We start from the raw sequence: 12,656 nt of genomic DNA on the forward strand, positions 1-12,656 counted from the left end.
TCACTCGAAACGTGCGATGACGGCCGATGGGTGGAGATGGGGGGAATTGAACCCCCGTCCATCGCTGTGATTCCACGCCTTCTCCGGGCGCAGCCTGTGCAAGCGTTCTGCTCGGCCCCGACCTTTGCCACAGGCACCCAAGTCGACAGGCCCAGCCTGAGTAAAGTCCCACACGTCGCTCAGGCGACGACGCGCAGCAAGTTCCCTAGATGACGCCAGCGACCGGGTCGGGAACGCACCCGGGCTGACGGACTATCGGGCTCGCTTAGGCAGCGAGGGCGAAGTCAGACTGCTTCTTATTGGCAGTTATTGTTTTGCAGAGATCGTTAACGAGATAACCCTGCATCCTCGGCCCGCTTCTCGTGGGTTCGCAGGCGATGTCGAAACCGATCATCCCCATGTCTCGCCGCCCGACCGGAGTCGGACTGACGGGCCGTCAATCGCACGCTGTGGAGTTGCCATGCCCGGGCGGCGAAGCGTTGAACCGCCTCATGCCCGGCCTTACAGTCTAGAACAGGCGCGGCCGCTCCGCCATTCCCGAGCGGATGTCACGGAGTCACGAGGGAGATCGCATGGCCACCGTCATCGCCGTCAGCGGACGCGCCGAGGAGCGCGTCGAACCCGAGCTCGGGGCGGTGTCGCTCACCGTCGGTTCCTCGGGCGGCGACCGCGAGTCGCTCCTGCGCGACGTGTCGGGTGCGCACGAGCAGCTGCTCGCCGAGGTGCGCGAGCTCGAGGCGTCGGGCGCGCTCGAGTCGTGGTCGGCGGGACAGCTGCGGGTGTGGTCGCACCGCCCGTGGAACGCCGAGGGGCGCCAGCTGCCGCTCGTGCACCAGGCCAACGCCGACGTCGAAGTGGTCTTCAGCGACCTCTCCGCGCTCGGCGGGTGGCTGGGCCGGGTGTCGGGCGCCCCGCACATCGCGCTCGGCGGCATCGACTGGCGGTTGACGGATGCCACACGCGAACGCGTGCTCGAGGCCGCGCAGCGCGCCGCCGTCGCCGACGCGGTCCGCAAGGCGGGGGTGTACGCCGCAGCGCTCGGGCTGGGCGATCCGACGCCCGTCGAACTCGCCGACAGCGGCATGCTCACGACGCCGCAGCCGATCCCGCGGGCGCACAAGGCGGTCATGATGCGGGCGATGGCGGACGCTGGCCCGCCGGAACCGGAGATCGCCCCCGCGAAGCTCGTCGTCGAGGCATCCGTCGACGCGCGCTTCAGCGCCGGGTAGGCAGGCTCAGTCGCGCTCGATGAGCAGCGCCTCGAGCGCCTCGAGCTCGTGGCGTGCCAGGCCCGAGGCGAGCAGGTACTCGCGCGCGGTGCCGTGACGGCGTTCGACCTCGTCGAGCGCGATCTCGATCGCCGCACGCGGGCTGCCGCCCATGAGCGTGCGCAGTTCGGGGGTGTCGGGGATGCCGTAGCGCCCGATGAGCTCGACCATCTCGTCGAGCCACTCCCCCGCGAGGTGCGATTCGGTGATGACGTAGTCGGCGATGACGGCCTCGCGGTCGACGCCCGCGGCGAGCAGGGTCAGCGCGACGACGACGCCCGTGCGGTCCTTGCCCGCGGTGCAGTGCACGAGCACGGCGCGGTCGCCGGACGAGGCGATCTCGCGCACGGCGTCGACGACGATCGGGGCGTGCTGCGTGACGATGCGGTGGTAGAGCCGCTCGAGCGAGATGCCGTGCTCGCCCTGCGACGCGCCCGATCCCTCGAACACGGGGAATCGCCGCACCTCGACGTCGAGGCCGTGCAGGTCGTCGGGCATGAGGCGGGCTTCGTTGTCGTCGCGCAGGTCGATCACCACGCCGACGTCGAGCCGCCGCAGCGCGGCGCGGCCCTCGTCGCCCAGGCGGTGCAGGCCGTCCGACCGGTAGAGCACTCCGCGCCGCACGGTTCCGCCGCGCGCAGGAAGGCCACCCACGTCACGGAAGTTGTACGTACCCGGCACCGGGATGCGCGTCGAGATCTCCACGGATCGGAGCCTACCCGCGCCCGCAGTACGAAACCCGAGAGAAACTACTTTCCACTTTGACAACTACTTGCTACCATGTCCGCATGACCTCCGACGACCGCACGAATGCACACCGCGAGCCCGATGCGTCCGGGTCCGACCGCGGCACGGACGCCGCGATCGCTGCCGCCCGCCTCCGCGAGGCCGCGTCGGCCGGCCGGCTCGTCGCCGTGCACGGCTCCGCCTCGGCCTCCGCCTGGCTCACCGGACTCGCCGCCGCGAGCGCGATGTACCTGTTCTCGCTCGGCTGGTTCGAGCGCAGCGACGAAGCGCCGATTCTGGCGGTGTCGATCGCGTTCGCCGCCGTGCTCGGCGTGCTCTCCATCGTGCACCTGCGCCGGCTCCGTGCGTCGAGCCTCGGCTTCTCCCGCCGGTTCGGCCTCGCCGTCGGCGGCTGGGGCGCGGTGTTCGGCGTCTCGCTCACGCTCGGGCTGCTCGTCTTCCCCGCGTCGCCGGTGTACTTCGCGATCGCCGCGATGGCGACGGCGGTACCGCCACTGTGGGGGTCGCTGCGCGAGCTGGTGGTCGTCCGTGCCTGAGCCGGCGTCCGAGACCCACCGCGCGGATGGCGCCCACCCGCGCCATCGCCTCGATCCGCTGCTGCAACGACCGGTGCCGTTCTCGATCTGCGCCCTGCTCGCCGCAGCCGACGAAGCCGAGTTCGCGTTCGTGCGCGACACCGTCGAGGTCAGCGACTCCGTGCTCAGCAAGCAGGCATCGGCGCTCGAGGCCGCAGGCTACGTCGCGATCCGCAAGGGCTTCGTCGGCAAGTACCCGCGCACGTGGCTGGCGATGACGGCACAGGGCCGCGCGGCGTTCGCGGCGCACCTCGACGCGCTCCGCGACATCGCCGGCTGACCGCGCCGGCGCTTCGGCGCCTACTCGCCCAGGTGCCGTCGCGATGCGATCGCGCGCGCCGCCTCGCGCTTGTCCTGCTTCTCGCGCAGCGCCTGCCGCTTGTCGTACTCGCGCTTGCCCTTCGCGACGGCGATCTCGACCTTGGCGCGACCGTCGCTGAAGTACAGCCGCAGCGGCACGAGCGTGTAACCGCCCTCCTTGGTCTTGTGGCTGATCTTCACGATCTCGTGCTTGTGCAGCAGCAGCTTGCGCTTGCGCCGGGGGGCGTGATTGTTCCACGTCCCCTGCGTGTACTCGGGGATGTGCACCGCGTCGAGCCACATCTCGCCGCCGTCGATGAAGGCGTACCCGTCGACGAGCGACGCGCGGCCCTGCCGCAGCGACTTGACCTCGGTTCCGGTGAGCACGATGCCCGCCTCGTACGTGTCCTCGATCGTGTAGTCGTGGCGCGCCCTGCGGTTGGTCGCGACGACCTTCTCGCCCTGCTCCCTCGGCATGGCGCGCTCCTCTCTGGACAGCGTTCGATGACGGATGCCGCCGGCGACGGCCGGCAAGCCCTTCAGTCTAGTCGGCGCTGCGGCATCCGCTCACCCGCTGCTCGCGTCAGACGCGCAGGTAGCGGCCGATGGCGATCGCCGCGGAGATCGCCGCGAGCAGCACGCCCACGCCGACGAGCAGCGGCACCACGAGGAGCGCGTCGCCCAGGCCGACGAACGTGAACGACAGCGTCTCGGCGAGGTAGCCCTGCACGAAGAAGTACACGATCGCGACCACCGCGCCGCCCGCGAGGAGCGACCCGATGAGCCCGGCGAAGATGCCCTCGAGCACGAACGGCGTCTGGATGAACCGGTTCGAGGCGCCGACGAGCCGCATGATGCCGAGTTCCTTGCGCCTGGAGTAGGCCGACAGCCGGATCGTCGTGGCGATGAGCAGCGCAGCCGCGATGAGCATGACGCCCGCCACGGCGACAGCCGTGTAGCTCGCGGCGTTCAGCACGTTGAAGATCTGGTCGAGGTAGCGACGTTGGTCGACCACCTGCTCGACCCCCGCGAGTCCGGCGAGGCTCTCGACGAGCACCGCCGACTGCGACGGGTCGACGAGATTCACCCAGAACGTCTCGTTGAGCACGTCCGGCGTGACGTAGTCGGCCGCGGGCGTGCCCTCGAACTGCTCCTGGAAGTTCGCGTAGGCCCGGTCGCGATCTTCGAAGTAGTACTCGTCGATGAACGGCGCAAGCGTGTCGCCCCCCAGCTGCGCCTCGACGGCCTCCTTCTGCTCGGGCGTCGCCTCGCCGTCGATGCAGCCGGCTGCGGTCGACACCGCCGTGCACATGTACACCGCGACCTGGGCACGGTCGTACCAGTACCCGCGCATCTGCTGGATCTGGAGCTGCAGCAGCGCCGCGACGCCGACGAACGTGAGCGACACGAACGTGACGAGCACGACCGAGACCACCATGGTGGCGTTGCGGCGGAGGCCGCTCGCGGCCTCCCCGAGCACGAGACCCAGCCTCACTTCACCGGCCCCACTTCCTGGTCGTCGTCGCCGGGACGCGGCCCGGCGGGGCTGCGCAGCCCGAGCCGCTCGGCGAGCGTCAGGTTCGCCGAGCGCTTCGGGCTCACGGGCGGTGCGGGCCTGCCGGGCGGTCCACCCGTGTCATCGTCGTCGGATGCCGCGGCGTCGGTGTCGACCGGTGCGGTCGCGGCGGCCGTGATCGCGGCGGCCTCGTCGGTGACCTCGTCGGTGACCTCGGGCTCGACGTAGAGCGGTGGCGCGTCGCGCATCATCTGCGGCGTGACCTTCGGCGCGGCGGCGGTCACGGTCGGCGGTTCGGCCGGAGCGTCCGGCTCGGCGGACGCGGCGTCCTCGTCGACGGCCGGCGTTTCCGCCTCGAGGTCGCGTCGGCGGCCGAGCCCCTTCGGCTTGGCAGTGGACTTCGCCTTGGACGTGGACTTCGCCTTGGACGTGGACTTCGCCTTCGCCGTGGACTTCGCCTTCGGCGTGCTCTTCGCGGCGCCGGCGGGCTCGACCTCGGACTCCACCGATGCCGCAGCCGACTGCGCCTCCGCGGCATCCGTCGCCGCCTCGGCCGCGACCGCCACGGCGACCGCACCCGGGGCACCGTCGGCGTGGATCGGCAGGTCCATGACCTCGTCGCTCAGCGCGTACCCGGCGCTGCGCGCGTCGCGCACGACCTCGCCCGACGACAACTCGATCACGCGCCGCTGCATCTGGTCGACGATGCCCGCTTCGTGGGTGGCCATGATGACCGTGGTGCCGCTCGCGTTGATGCGCTCGAGCAGCGTCATGATGCCCGCGCTCGTGACTGGGTCGAGGTTTCCGGTCGGCTCGTCGGCGAGGAGGATCTGCGGCTTGTTCACGATCGCCCGCGCGATCGCGACGCGCTGCTGCTCGCCGCCGGAGAGCTCGTGCGGCATCCGCTTGGCCTTGCCGTCGAGGCCGACCAGCTTGAGCGTCTCGGGCACCGCCGTCTGGATGTAGCCGCGCGACTTGCCGATGACCCGCAACGCGAACGCGACGTTGTCGAAGACGTTCTTGTTCGGCAGCAGCCGGAAGTCCTGGAACACGACGCCGAGATTGCGGCGGAAGAACGGCACCTTGCGGGTGGAGATCCGCTTGAGGTCCTGCCCGAGCACATGGATGCTGCCCGCCGTGGGCTTCTCCTCCTTGAGGATCAGGCGCAGGAAGCTCGACTTGCCCGAACCGGAGGCGCCGACGAGGAACACGAACTCGCCGCGCAGGATCTCGACGGTGATCCCATCGAGCGCGGGGCGATTCTGCCCTGGGTAGGTCTTGGTGACGGAGTCGAAGCGGATCATCGCGTTCGAGCGTAAGCGGATACGGACCGTTTCGGGGCAGCGACACCGGGAACGCCGTTTCGCGACCCGTCGATCAGGCCGCGGACGTCGCCAGTTCCGCGTCGATCGCGGCGGTCCAGCCGTCGACGGCGTCCCAGTCGCGGAAGTCGCCCTCGGGAAGGGCGTCGTTCTCCGGCATCCAGCTCACGATCCGGTCGGGGCCGCGCAGCTTGTCGACGTCGAGCGCGCCGAAGAAGACCATCGTGCCGCGCGGGTGGATGCGCTCCTCGAACTCCTCGAAGTCCTTCGGCGCGGCAGCGACGAGCACATCGTTGCCGTCCTTGTCGACCCGATCGGTGCCCAGCGGGCCGCTGCTGAACAGCCAGGTCGGACGCCCGGCCAGGAGGTCGGCGTTGTGACGCACGAACCGGCGCGCCTCCTTGCGCCACTTGCCCATGTACGCGGCGCTGCCGATGACGAACGCGTCGAACCCCTCCGGGTACTCGACGTCGTCGCAGCGTTCGATGTCGACCTCGTGGCCGAGCTCCGTCAACCGCTCGCCGACGCGGTCGGCGATACCCCTGGTCGCGCCGTACTTGCTCGAGTAGGCGACGAGTACTCGCATGACGTGCTCCTCACGTGCCTGGATCGGTCGTCGAGGAGGACGCTACGCCCGTGGCGGTGGGGCGCCGAGTGCCGAAGGTCCCGGTTCGCCATCGAAGGAACTCCCGCCGGGCGCAACCCCGTTCTTCGCCGGCTCGCCCGAGCGTAACGTGGTGCGGGAACACCCTCGGGAGGTTTGATGATCGTTCCGCTCATCGGCGTCGTCGCCGATCGCAAGGCCGCGAGCTCGGGCGCGTGGGTAGACATCCCGACCGACGGTCTCCCGCACGCCTACCTCTCGGCGATCGAGCAGGCCGGCGGCGCTCCGGTGATGTTCCCCAGCCTGCAGGTGCACCTCGACGGGCCGGATCGGCTGCTGGACCGCATCGACGGCCTGTTCCTCTCCGGCGGGCGCGACATCGACGCCGAGCTGTACGCACGCGAGGCGCATCCGGCGAACGACGAGCCGCTGCGGATCCGCGACGAGCTCGAGATCGAGCTCACCCGCCTCGCCCGCGAGCGGGGCATGCCGGTCTTCGGCGCGTGCCGCGGCATGCAGCTGCTCAACGTCGCACTCGGCGGCACCCTCGAGCAGCACCTGGGCGACCGGGTCGACCTCGCACCGCACCGCGACGTCTACGGCGTGCACACCGCGCACGCGGTCGCGATCGAGCCCGGAACGCTGCTGCGCCGCATCACGCACGACGAGCGGTTCGAGATCTCGTCGCACCACCACCAGGCCGTCGACCGGCTCGGTGACGGCCTCGTGGCCTCGGCGAGCGCGCCGGACGGCGTGATCGAGGCGATCGAGACCACCGACGGCTCATTCTGCCTGGGCGTCCAGTGGCATCCCGAGGAACGGTTGGACCCCGAGGGGATCGCGCTCATCCGCGCGTTCGTCGACGCGGCGCGAGCGTGGGCGCGCGACGGCGCGAACGTCGAGTCGAGTCCGTGACGAGACGGATGCCGCGTGGCATCCGCTCGCCACGCGCCACCCGCTCGATCAGTCGTCGGTCTTGCGCTTGCGCCACTTGATGCCGGCGGCGATGAACCCGTCGAGGTCACCGTCGAACACCTGGCTCGGGTTGCCGACCTCGTACTCGGTACGCAGGTCCTTCACCATCTGATAGGGCGCGAGGACGTAGGAGCGCATCTGGTCGCCCCAGCTCGCAGTGATGTTGCCCGCGAGCTCCTTCTTCTGCGCCGCCTCCTGCTCCTTCTGCAGCAGGAGCAGTCGCGACTGCAGCACGCGCATGGCGGCGGCGCGGTTCTGGATCTGCGACTTCTCGTTCTGCATCGACACGACGATGCCGGTCGGGAGGTGGGTGAGGCGCACCGCGGAGTCGGTCGTGTTGACGGACTGTCCGCCGGGGCCCGAGGAACGGAAGACGTCGACGCGGATGTCGTTCTCGGGGATCTCGACCTCCACCGCCTCCTCCATCAGCGGGATGACCTCGACGGCGGCGAAGCTCGTCTGCCGCTTGCCGGCCGAGCCGAACGGGCTCATGCGCACGAGGCGGTGCGTGCCGGCCTCGACGCTCAGGGTGCCGAAGGCGTAGGGCGCGTCGATCTCGAAGGTCGCCGACTTGATGCCCGCCTCCTCCGCGTAGCTGGTGTCCATGACGGTCGCGTTGTAGCCGTGCTTCTCGGCCCAGCGCAGGTACATGCGCATGAGCATCTCGGCGAAGTCCGCGGCATCGACCCCGCCTGCGCCGGCGCGGATGGTGATGACGGCCGGCCTGGCGTCCCACTCGCCGTCGAGCAGGGTGTGCACCTCGAGGTCGCCGATGGTCTTCTGCAGCGCGGCGAGCTCGGCGCGCGCCTCGGCGGCGGACTCCTCGTCGTCGGCCTCCTGCGCGAGCTCGATGAGCACCTCGAGGTCGTCGAGGCGCGACTCGATGCCCGTGATGCGCGTGAGCTCGGACTGGCGGTGGCTGAGCGCGCTCGTGACCTTCTGCGCCTTGTCGGGGTCGTCCCACAGGTCGGGAACGCCGGCCTGCTCGCTGAGGCGCGCGATGTCGGCCTGGAGGGCATCGACGTCGACGACGGCACGGATGTCGCGGAAGGTGGAGCGCAGCGCGGCGATCTCCTGCGTGAGGTCAAGATCCAACATGGCGGTCCCCAGCCTAGTGGGCGGCGCTGGGCGCGCCCTGCGCGGTGGTGTCGTCCCCCGCCGCGCGCGTCGCCGCCCGCCGATCGGCCGTCTGCCGCCGAGTGATGCCGCTCGCGCCGAGTGTCGCCGCTGCACGGCAACACTCGGCGCCGACGGCAACACTCGGCGACACCGGTGGGCCGGAGGGCCCTTCCCGTGGGTCGGCCGACGGGGGCAGGGTCGAGGAGGCGGAAGGCAGGCGGCATGGATGTCACGGAGTGGTTGCTCGACGCCGACCCCGCGATCCGCTGGCAGGTGATGCGCGACCTGATCGACGAGCCGCCCGAGTCGGTCGCCGCCGAGCGGACCCGGGTCGCGACCGAAGGGTGGGGCGCTCGGCTGCTCGCGCTGCAGGCGCCGGACGGGCAGTGGGGCGGCGGGGTGTACTCGCCGAAGTGGATCTCGACCACGTACACGATGCTGCTGCTGCGGCTGCTCGGGCTGCCGCCCGAGTCGGCCGAGGCGCGCGCGGCGGTCACGCGGGTGCGCGACGGCGTGACATGGGAGGGCCGGGGCGACAAGCCGTTCTTCGGCGGCGAGCGGGAGACATGCGTCAACGGCATGGTGCTCGTGCTCGGCGCGTACTTCCGCGTGACCGGCGAACTCGTCGACGAGCTGCTCGGGTGGCTGCTCGGCCAGCAGCTCGACGACGGCGGATGGAACTGCCGGGCGCCGCAGCGCTCGAAGCGGTCGTCGTTCAACACGACGATCCTGGCGCTCGAGGCGCTGCTCGAGGTCGAGCGCTCGACGTCGGCCGATCCGGCGATCACCGCGGCGCGCCTGCGCGGCGAGGAGTACCTGCTGGAGCGTCGCCTGTTCCGATCGCGGTCGACCGGCGAGGTGATCAGGCCCGAGTGGACGCGGTTCTCGTTCCCGCCGCAGTGGCACTACGACGTGCTGCGCGGGCTCGATCACCTGCGCGCGACGGGCCGGACTCCGGACGAGCGGTGCGCCGAGGCGATCGAGCTGGTTCGGCATCGCCGGCAGGACGACGGCCGCTGGCTGCTCCAGAACACCCACCGTGCACGTCGGCATTTCGCGATGGAGGGCGTCGACGGCACGCCGAGCCGGTGGAACACGCTCCGCGCGATGCGGGTACTGCGCTGGTACGACGGGGGCACGGGCCTACGATCGATCGGGTGACCACCGGCACCGCGCACCCGTTCTCGTGGCGGTCGATCGTGCTCCCCGCGTACCTGCCGACGCTGCTGTTCTCGCTCGGCGAGGGCGCGCTCATCCCGGTGATCCCGGTGGTGGCGACCGAACGGGGGGCATCGCTCGCGCTCGCGGGCCTCATCGCGGCGATGCTCATGGTCGGCGAGCTCGTCGGCGACCTGCCCGCCGGATGGCTCGTGGCGCGCATCGGCGAACGGGCCGCCATGATCGGCGCGTCGGTGCTCGCGTCGGCGGGCACGCTGCTCGCACTGCTCGTGCCGACGACGTGGGCGCTCGGCATCGGCATCTTCCTGCTGGGCCTCGCGACGGCGGTGTTCGGGCTGGCGCGGCACGCGTTCCTCACGAGCTACGTGCCCGAGCGAGTGCGGGCGCGGGCGCTGTCGACGCTCGCGGGAGTCTTCCGAGGCGGGTGGGCGATCGGGCCGTTCCTCGCTGCGGCGATCATCGCGTGGACGGGGTCGTCCGCGGCGGTGTTCTGGGTGCTCGTCGCGGCGTGCGCGGCGGTGGTCGCGGTGCTGCTCGTGCTGCCCGACCCAGAGCGGGTGTTCGGGGCCGCGATCCGGGCGCGTGCGGCATCCGTCACCCCCGGCAGCCAAGGCGGGACGGATGCCGCGCACGGCGTATGGCGCGCGATCGTCACGCACCGCGGCGTGCTCGCCCGCATCGGCACCGGCGTGGGACTGCTCGCGGCGATCCGCGCGAGCCGGACGGTGATCGTTCCGCTTTGGGCGGTGTCGATCGGCATGCGACCGGATGCCGCGGCGCTCGTCATCGGCATCGCCGCGACGGTCGACTTCGCCCTGTTCTACGTGAGCGGGCACGTCATGGACCGGCACGGGCGGCTCTGGAGCGCCATCCCGGGGCTCATCGGGCTCGCGGCCGGCCACTTCGTGCTCGCGGCCACGCACGACCTGCCGGGCGCGGTCGCCTGGTTCACGGCGTCCGCGATCCTGCTCGGCGTCGCGAACGGGCTGTCGTCGGGCGTGATCCTCACCGTCGGCGCCGACCTCGCGCCGAAGGTGAACCCGGCGCCGTTCCTCGGTGCGTACCGCACGATCGCCGACGCCGGCGGGGCGGCCGCGCCGCTCGCAGTCGCGGCGATCACCTCGGCCGTGTCGATCATGGCCGCGAGCGCCGTCATGGGCGTCGTCGGGCTCATCGGCGCGGTGATGCTCTGGCGGTGGATCCCGCGGTACGTGCCGCGCCGGCCGCGGCATGCGTCACCCGATCGCGCCGAGCCCGACGAGGGCTGGACTCCAGCCGCCGACACGTGAGCCCGGCCCGGGAGTAGCGTCGACATCGGGCGGCACCCGATCGAGGTCGCCGGGACGGAGTGCGATGCGGGCCACGGTGATCGGCGCCGGGATGGCGGGACTGGTGAGCGCACGTCAGCTGGCGCTCGCCGGCTGGCAGGTCGACGTGCTCGAGCGAGCCGACGGTCCGCGCAGCGACGGCTACATGATGGACTTCTTCGGCCCGGGCTTCGACGCCGCGGAGCGCACGGGGCTGCTGCCCCGGCTGCGCGAGGCCGCCTACCGCATCGATGCGGTCGAGTACGTCGACGCCGAGACCGGGCGGAAGACGGCGGGCATCGATTACGCGCGGTTCGCGAGGGCGGTCGGCGGTCGGCTGCTCAGCCTGATGCGACCCGATCTCGAGCTGGCGCTGCTCGACGCGCTCGGGGACGTGCCGGACGGGTCGGTGCGGGTCCACTACGGGGCGCGATACCCGGCGCCGGAGGGGCCCGATGCGCCCGTCGATGTCGCACGCCTCCTGGACGATGCCGATGTGGTGATCGGCGCCGACGGCGTTCACTCGAGCGTTCGGCGGTCGCTGTTCGGCGACGAGTCGCAGTTCATCCGGCCCATGGGGTTGCGGGCGGCGGCCTACGTGGTCGACGGCGAGGCCGGACTGCATGCCGAGTTCGACGGCCGATTCGTGCTCACCGACACGGTCGACCGGCAGGCTGGGATCTACGGTCTCCGCGACGGCCGGGTGGCGGTGTTCCTCGCCTACCGCGACGACGACGCGTCGAATCCCGACGAGGCCCCGCCGGTGCGGCTGCGCCGGGTGTTCGGCGGCCTGTGGGATCCGGTCGACCGCCTGCTCGACCGGTGCCCGCCCCACCCGTACGACGACCTCGTGGCGCAGGTCGTGCTGCCCAGGTGGCACCGGGGCGCGACCGTGCTCGCGGGCGATGCCTGCCAGGCCGTGTCGCTCCTCGCGGGCCAGGGCGCGTCGATGGCGATCGCGGGTGCCGAACTGCTCACGGATCTCCTGGGTCCGTGCCGTGATGCGGGCGCGATCGAGCACGCACTCGGCGAGTACGAGCGCCGCTGGCGACCGGTCGTCGAGGAGAAGCAGGCCGCGGGCCGTCGCGCCGCGGGCACGTTCCTGCCGCCCGATCGCTTCAGGCTGCTCCTCCGGCGCTGGACGCTGCGGGCGGCCGCGCTTCCGGTCATCGATTCGCTCGTGATGCGTTCGATCGCGGGCGGCACGGGGCTCAAGGGGGGAACCCGTGTCTGAGCGCGCACGGCGTCGATACTCAGCGTCGCCGCGCGCGCATCGGTGGCGCGTAGCCGATCAGTGGAAGACCGACCGGGCGTCGGCGGTCACCTCGATGGGGAAGATGAGCGGGATGAACTCGGAGTGGATCGACGCCTGCCAGGTCGCGCGCAGCGTGACGGTGGCGCCGCGGCCGTCGACTGATGCGGCGCGGAGGGAAGGTTGGGTGACCCACGCTTCGCGGCGGCGTTGACCGTGAGCAATTGGGTGGCCGCTGCGATCGCCTGCCCGCGGTGATTCTTGGGATCGGTTCCATCGTCCGCGCGGGGCCTCCGGACGGCCGACCGCGACGGACAACAGCCATCGTGCTCGGCAGCATCGGCATTTCGCTAGGAGGCCTTGTCATCCTGTTGTTCCTTGCGGTGGCGCTGGCCTGAGCCAAGCGCAGCCAGAGCAGCAGATCGGATGATTCGACGCCTGGGTCCTCGAGCGACCTCATCTGCCTGCGGTTCCCGCCCCCGTTCTGGGGGA

The 12,656-nt window shown here is 71.2% G+C and carries 13 protein-coding genes and 1 other RNA gene; 7 read left to right on the top strand and 7 right to left on the bottom strand.

Annotated elements, in window-relative coordinates:
• Positions 1–28: 28 nt before the first annotated feature.
• Positions 29–398: a transfer-messenger RNA gene (gene ssrA / locus ACULK4_RS11440) on the bottom strand.
• Positions 399–572: 174 nt separating this feature from the next.
• Here ssrA and ACULK4_RS11445 point away from each other — a divergent pair.
• Complete coding sequence (locus ACULK4_RS11445) at positions 573–1,229, top strand: SIMPL domain-containing protein (protein ID WP_445964543.1); 657 nt, start codon at positions 573–575, stop codon at positions 1,227–1,229.
• A 6-nt stretch (positions 1,230–1,235) separates the two neighbouring features.
• Here ACULK4_RS11445 and ACULK4_RS11450 read toward each other — a convergent pair whose 3' ends face one another.
• Entirely contained in the window at positions 1,236–1,973 is a 738-nt protein-coding gene (locus ACULK4_RS11450; RefSeq protein WP_445964544.1) for a tyrosine-protein phosphatase, read from the bottom strand.
• A gap of 83 nt (positions 1,974–2,056) precedes the next feature.
• Here ACULK4_RS11450 and ACULK4_RS11455 point away from each other — a divergent pair, with 83 nt between their 5' ends.
• A complete protein-coding gene (locus ACULK4_RS11455) occupies positions 2,057–2,551 on the top strand; it encodes a hypothetical protein (protein WP_445964545.1) in 495 nt (164 codons plus the stop codon).
• The gene (locus ACULK4_RS11460) at positions 2,544–2,870 is read left to right on the top strand and encodes a transcriptional regulator (protein ID WP_445964546.1); all 327 of its coding nucleotides are present in this window, start codon (positions 2,544–2,546) and stop codon (positions 2,868–2,870) included. The genes ACULK4_RS11455 and ACULK4_RS11460 overlap by 8 nt, the downstream gene beginning before the upstream one ends.
• Positions 2,871–2,890: 20 nt before the next feature.
• On the opposite strand, the gene smpB is transcribed toward ACULK4_RS11460, so the two are convergent.
• The 4 genes from smpB to ACULK4_RS11480 all read right to left on the bottom strand — a co-directional run bounded on the left by smpB (position 2,891) and on the right by ACULK4_RS11480 (position 6,314).
• Positions 2,891–3,367, bottom strand: coding sequence for an SsrA-binding protein SmpB (gene smpB / locus ACULK4_RS11465; protein WP_445964547.1), 477 nt, complete (start codon positions 3,365–3,367; stop codon positions 2,891–2,893).
• 106 nt (positions 3,368–3,473) lie between these two features.
• Entirely contained in the window at positions 3,474–4,385 is a 912-nt protein-coding gene (ftsX, locus tag ACULK4_RS11470) for a permease-like cell division protein FtsX (protein WP_445964548.1), read from the bottom strand.
• Positions 4,382–5,710, bottom strand: coding sequence for a cell division ATP-binding protein FtsE (ftsE, locus tag ACULK4_RS11475; protein ID WP_445964549.1), 1,329 nt, complete (start codon positions 5,708–5,710; stop codon positions 4,382–4,384). The genes ftsX and ftsE overlap by 4 nt, the downstream gene beginning before the upstream one ends.
• Before the next feature lie 73 nt (positions 5,711–5,783).
• Positions 5,784–6,314 (bottom strand): flavodoxin domain-containing protein, encoded by a 531-nt coding sequence (locus tag ACULK4_RS11480; RefSeq protein WP_445964550.1) that lies wholly within the window; start codon positions 6,312–6,314, stop codon positions 5,784–5,786.
• A gap of 177 nt (positions 6,315–6,491) precedes the next feature.
• On the opposite strand from ACULK4_RS11480, the gene ACULK4_RS11485 reads away from it, so the two are divergent.
• Positions 6,492–7,247 carry a gamma-glutamyl-gamma-aminobutyrate hydrolase family protein gene (locus ACULK4_RS11485; protein ID WP_445964551.1) on the top strand — a complete coding sequence of 252 codons (756 nt, stop codon included), beginning with the start codon at positions 6,492–6,494 and terminating at the stop codon, positions 7,245–7,247.
• Between the two features lie 48 nt (positions 7,248–7,295).
• On the opposite strand, the gene prfB is transcribed toward ACULK4_RS11485, so the two are convergent.
• Positions 7,296–8,405, bottom strand: coding sequence for a peptide chain release factor 2 (gene prfB / locus ACULK4_RS11490; RefSeq protein ID WP_445964552.1), 1,110 nt, complete (start codon positions 8,403–8,405; stop codon positions 7,296–7,298).
• A gap of 243 nt (positions 8,406–8,648) precedes the next feature.
• On the opposite strand from prfB, the gene ACULK4_RS11495 reads away from it, so the two are divergent.
• The 3 genes from ACULK4_RS11495 (at position 8,649) to ACULK4_RS11505 (ending at position 12,146) form a co-directional block, all read left to right on the top strand.
• Positions 8,649–9,587, top strand: a complete 939-nt coding sequence (locus tag ACULK4_RS11495) for a hypothetical protein (RefSeq protein ID WP_445964553.1) — start codon at positions 8,649–8,651, stop codon at positions 9,585–9,587.
• Positions 9,584–10,894 (top strand): MFS transporter, encoded by a 1,311-nt coding sequence (locus ACULK4_RS11500; protein ID WP_445964554.1) that lies wholly within the window; start codon positions 9,584–9,586, stop codon positions 10,892–10,894. The genes ACULK4_RS11495 and ACULK4_RS11500 overlap by 4 nt, the downstream gene beginning before the upstream one ends.
• A gap of 103 nt (positions 10,895–10,997) precedes the next feature.
• A complete protein-coding gene (locus tag ACULK4_RS11505) occupies positions 10,998–12,146 on the top strand; it encodes a Rossmann-fold NAD(P)-binding domain-containing protein (RefSeq protein ID WP_501043311.1) in 1,149 nt (382 codons plus the stop codon).
• The last annotated feature ends 510 nt before the right edge of the window (positions 12,147–12,656 follow it).

The sequence above is a fragment of the Agromyces selenitireducens genome, from assembly GCF_052748465.2.

Excerpts from the sequence above, each read along its gene's own strand:
- ACULK4_RS11445 (WP_445964543.1), top strand. The coding sequence starts at position 573 with ATGGCCACCGTCATCGCCGTCAGCGGACGCGCCGAGGAGCGCGTCGAA.
- ACULK4_RS11455 (WP_445964545.1), top strand. The coding sequence starts at position 2,057 with ATGACCTCCGACGACCGCACGAATGCACACCGCGAGCCCGATGCGTCC.
- smpB (WP_445964547.1), bottom strand. The coding sequence starts at position 3,367 with ATGCCGAGGGAGCAGGGCGAGAAGGTCGTCGCGACCAACCGCAGGGCG.
- ftsE (WP_445964549.1), bottom strand. The coding sequence starts at position 5,710 with ATGATCCGCTTCGACTCCGTCACCAAGACCTACCCAGGGCAGAATCGC.
- ACULK4_RS11480 (WP_445964550.1), bottom strand. The coding sequence starts at position 6,314 with ATGCGAGTACTCGTCGCCTACTCGAGCAAGTACGGCGCGACCAGGGGT.
- ACULK4_RS11485 (WP_445964551.1), top strand. The coding sequence starts at position 6,492 with ATGATCGTTCCGCTCATCGGCGTCGTCGCCGATCGCAAGGCCGCGAGC.
- prfB (WP_445964552.1), bottom strand. The coding sequence starts at position 8,405 with ATGTTGGATCTTGACCTCACGCAGGAGATCGCCGCGCTGCGCTCCACC.
- ACULK4_RS11495 (WP_445964553.1), top strand. The coding sequence starts at position 8,649 with ATGGATGTCACGGAGTGGTTGCTCGACGCCGACCCCGCGATCCGCTGG.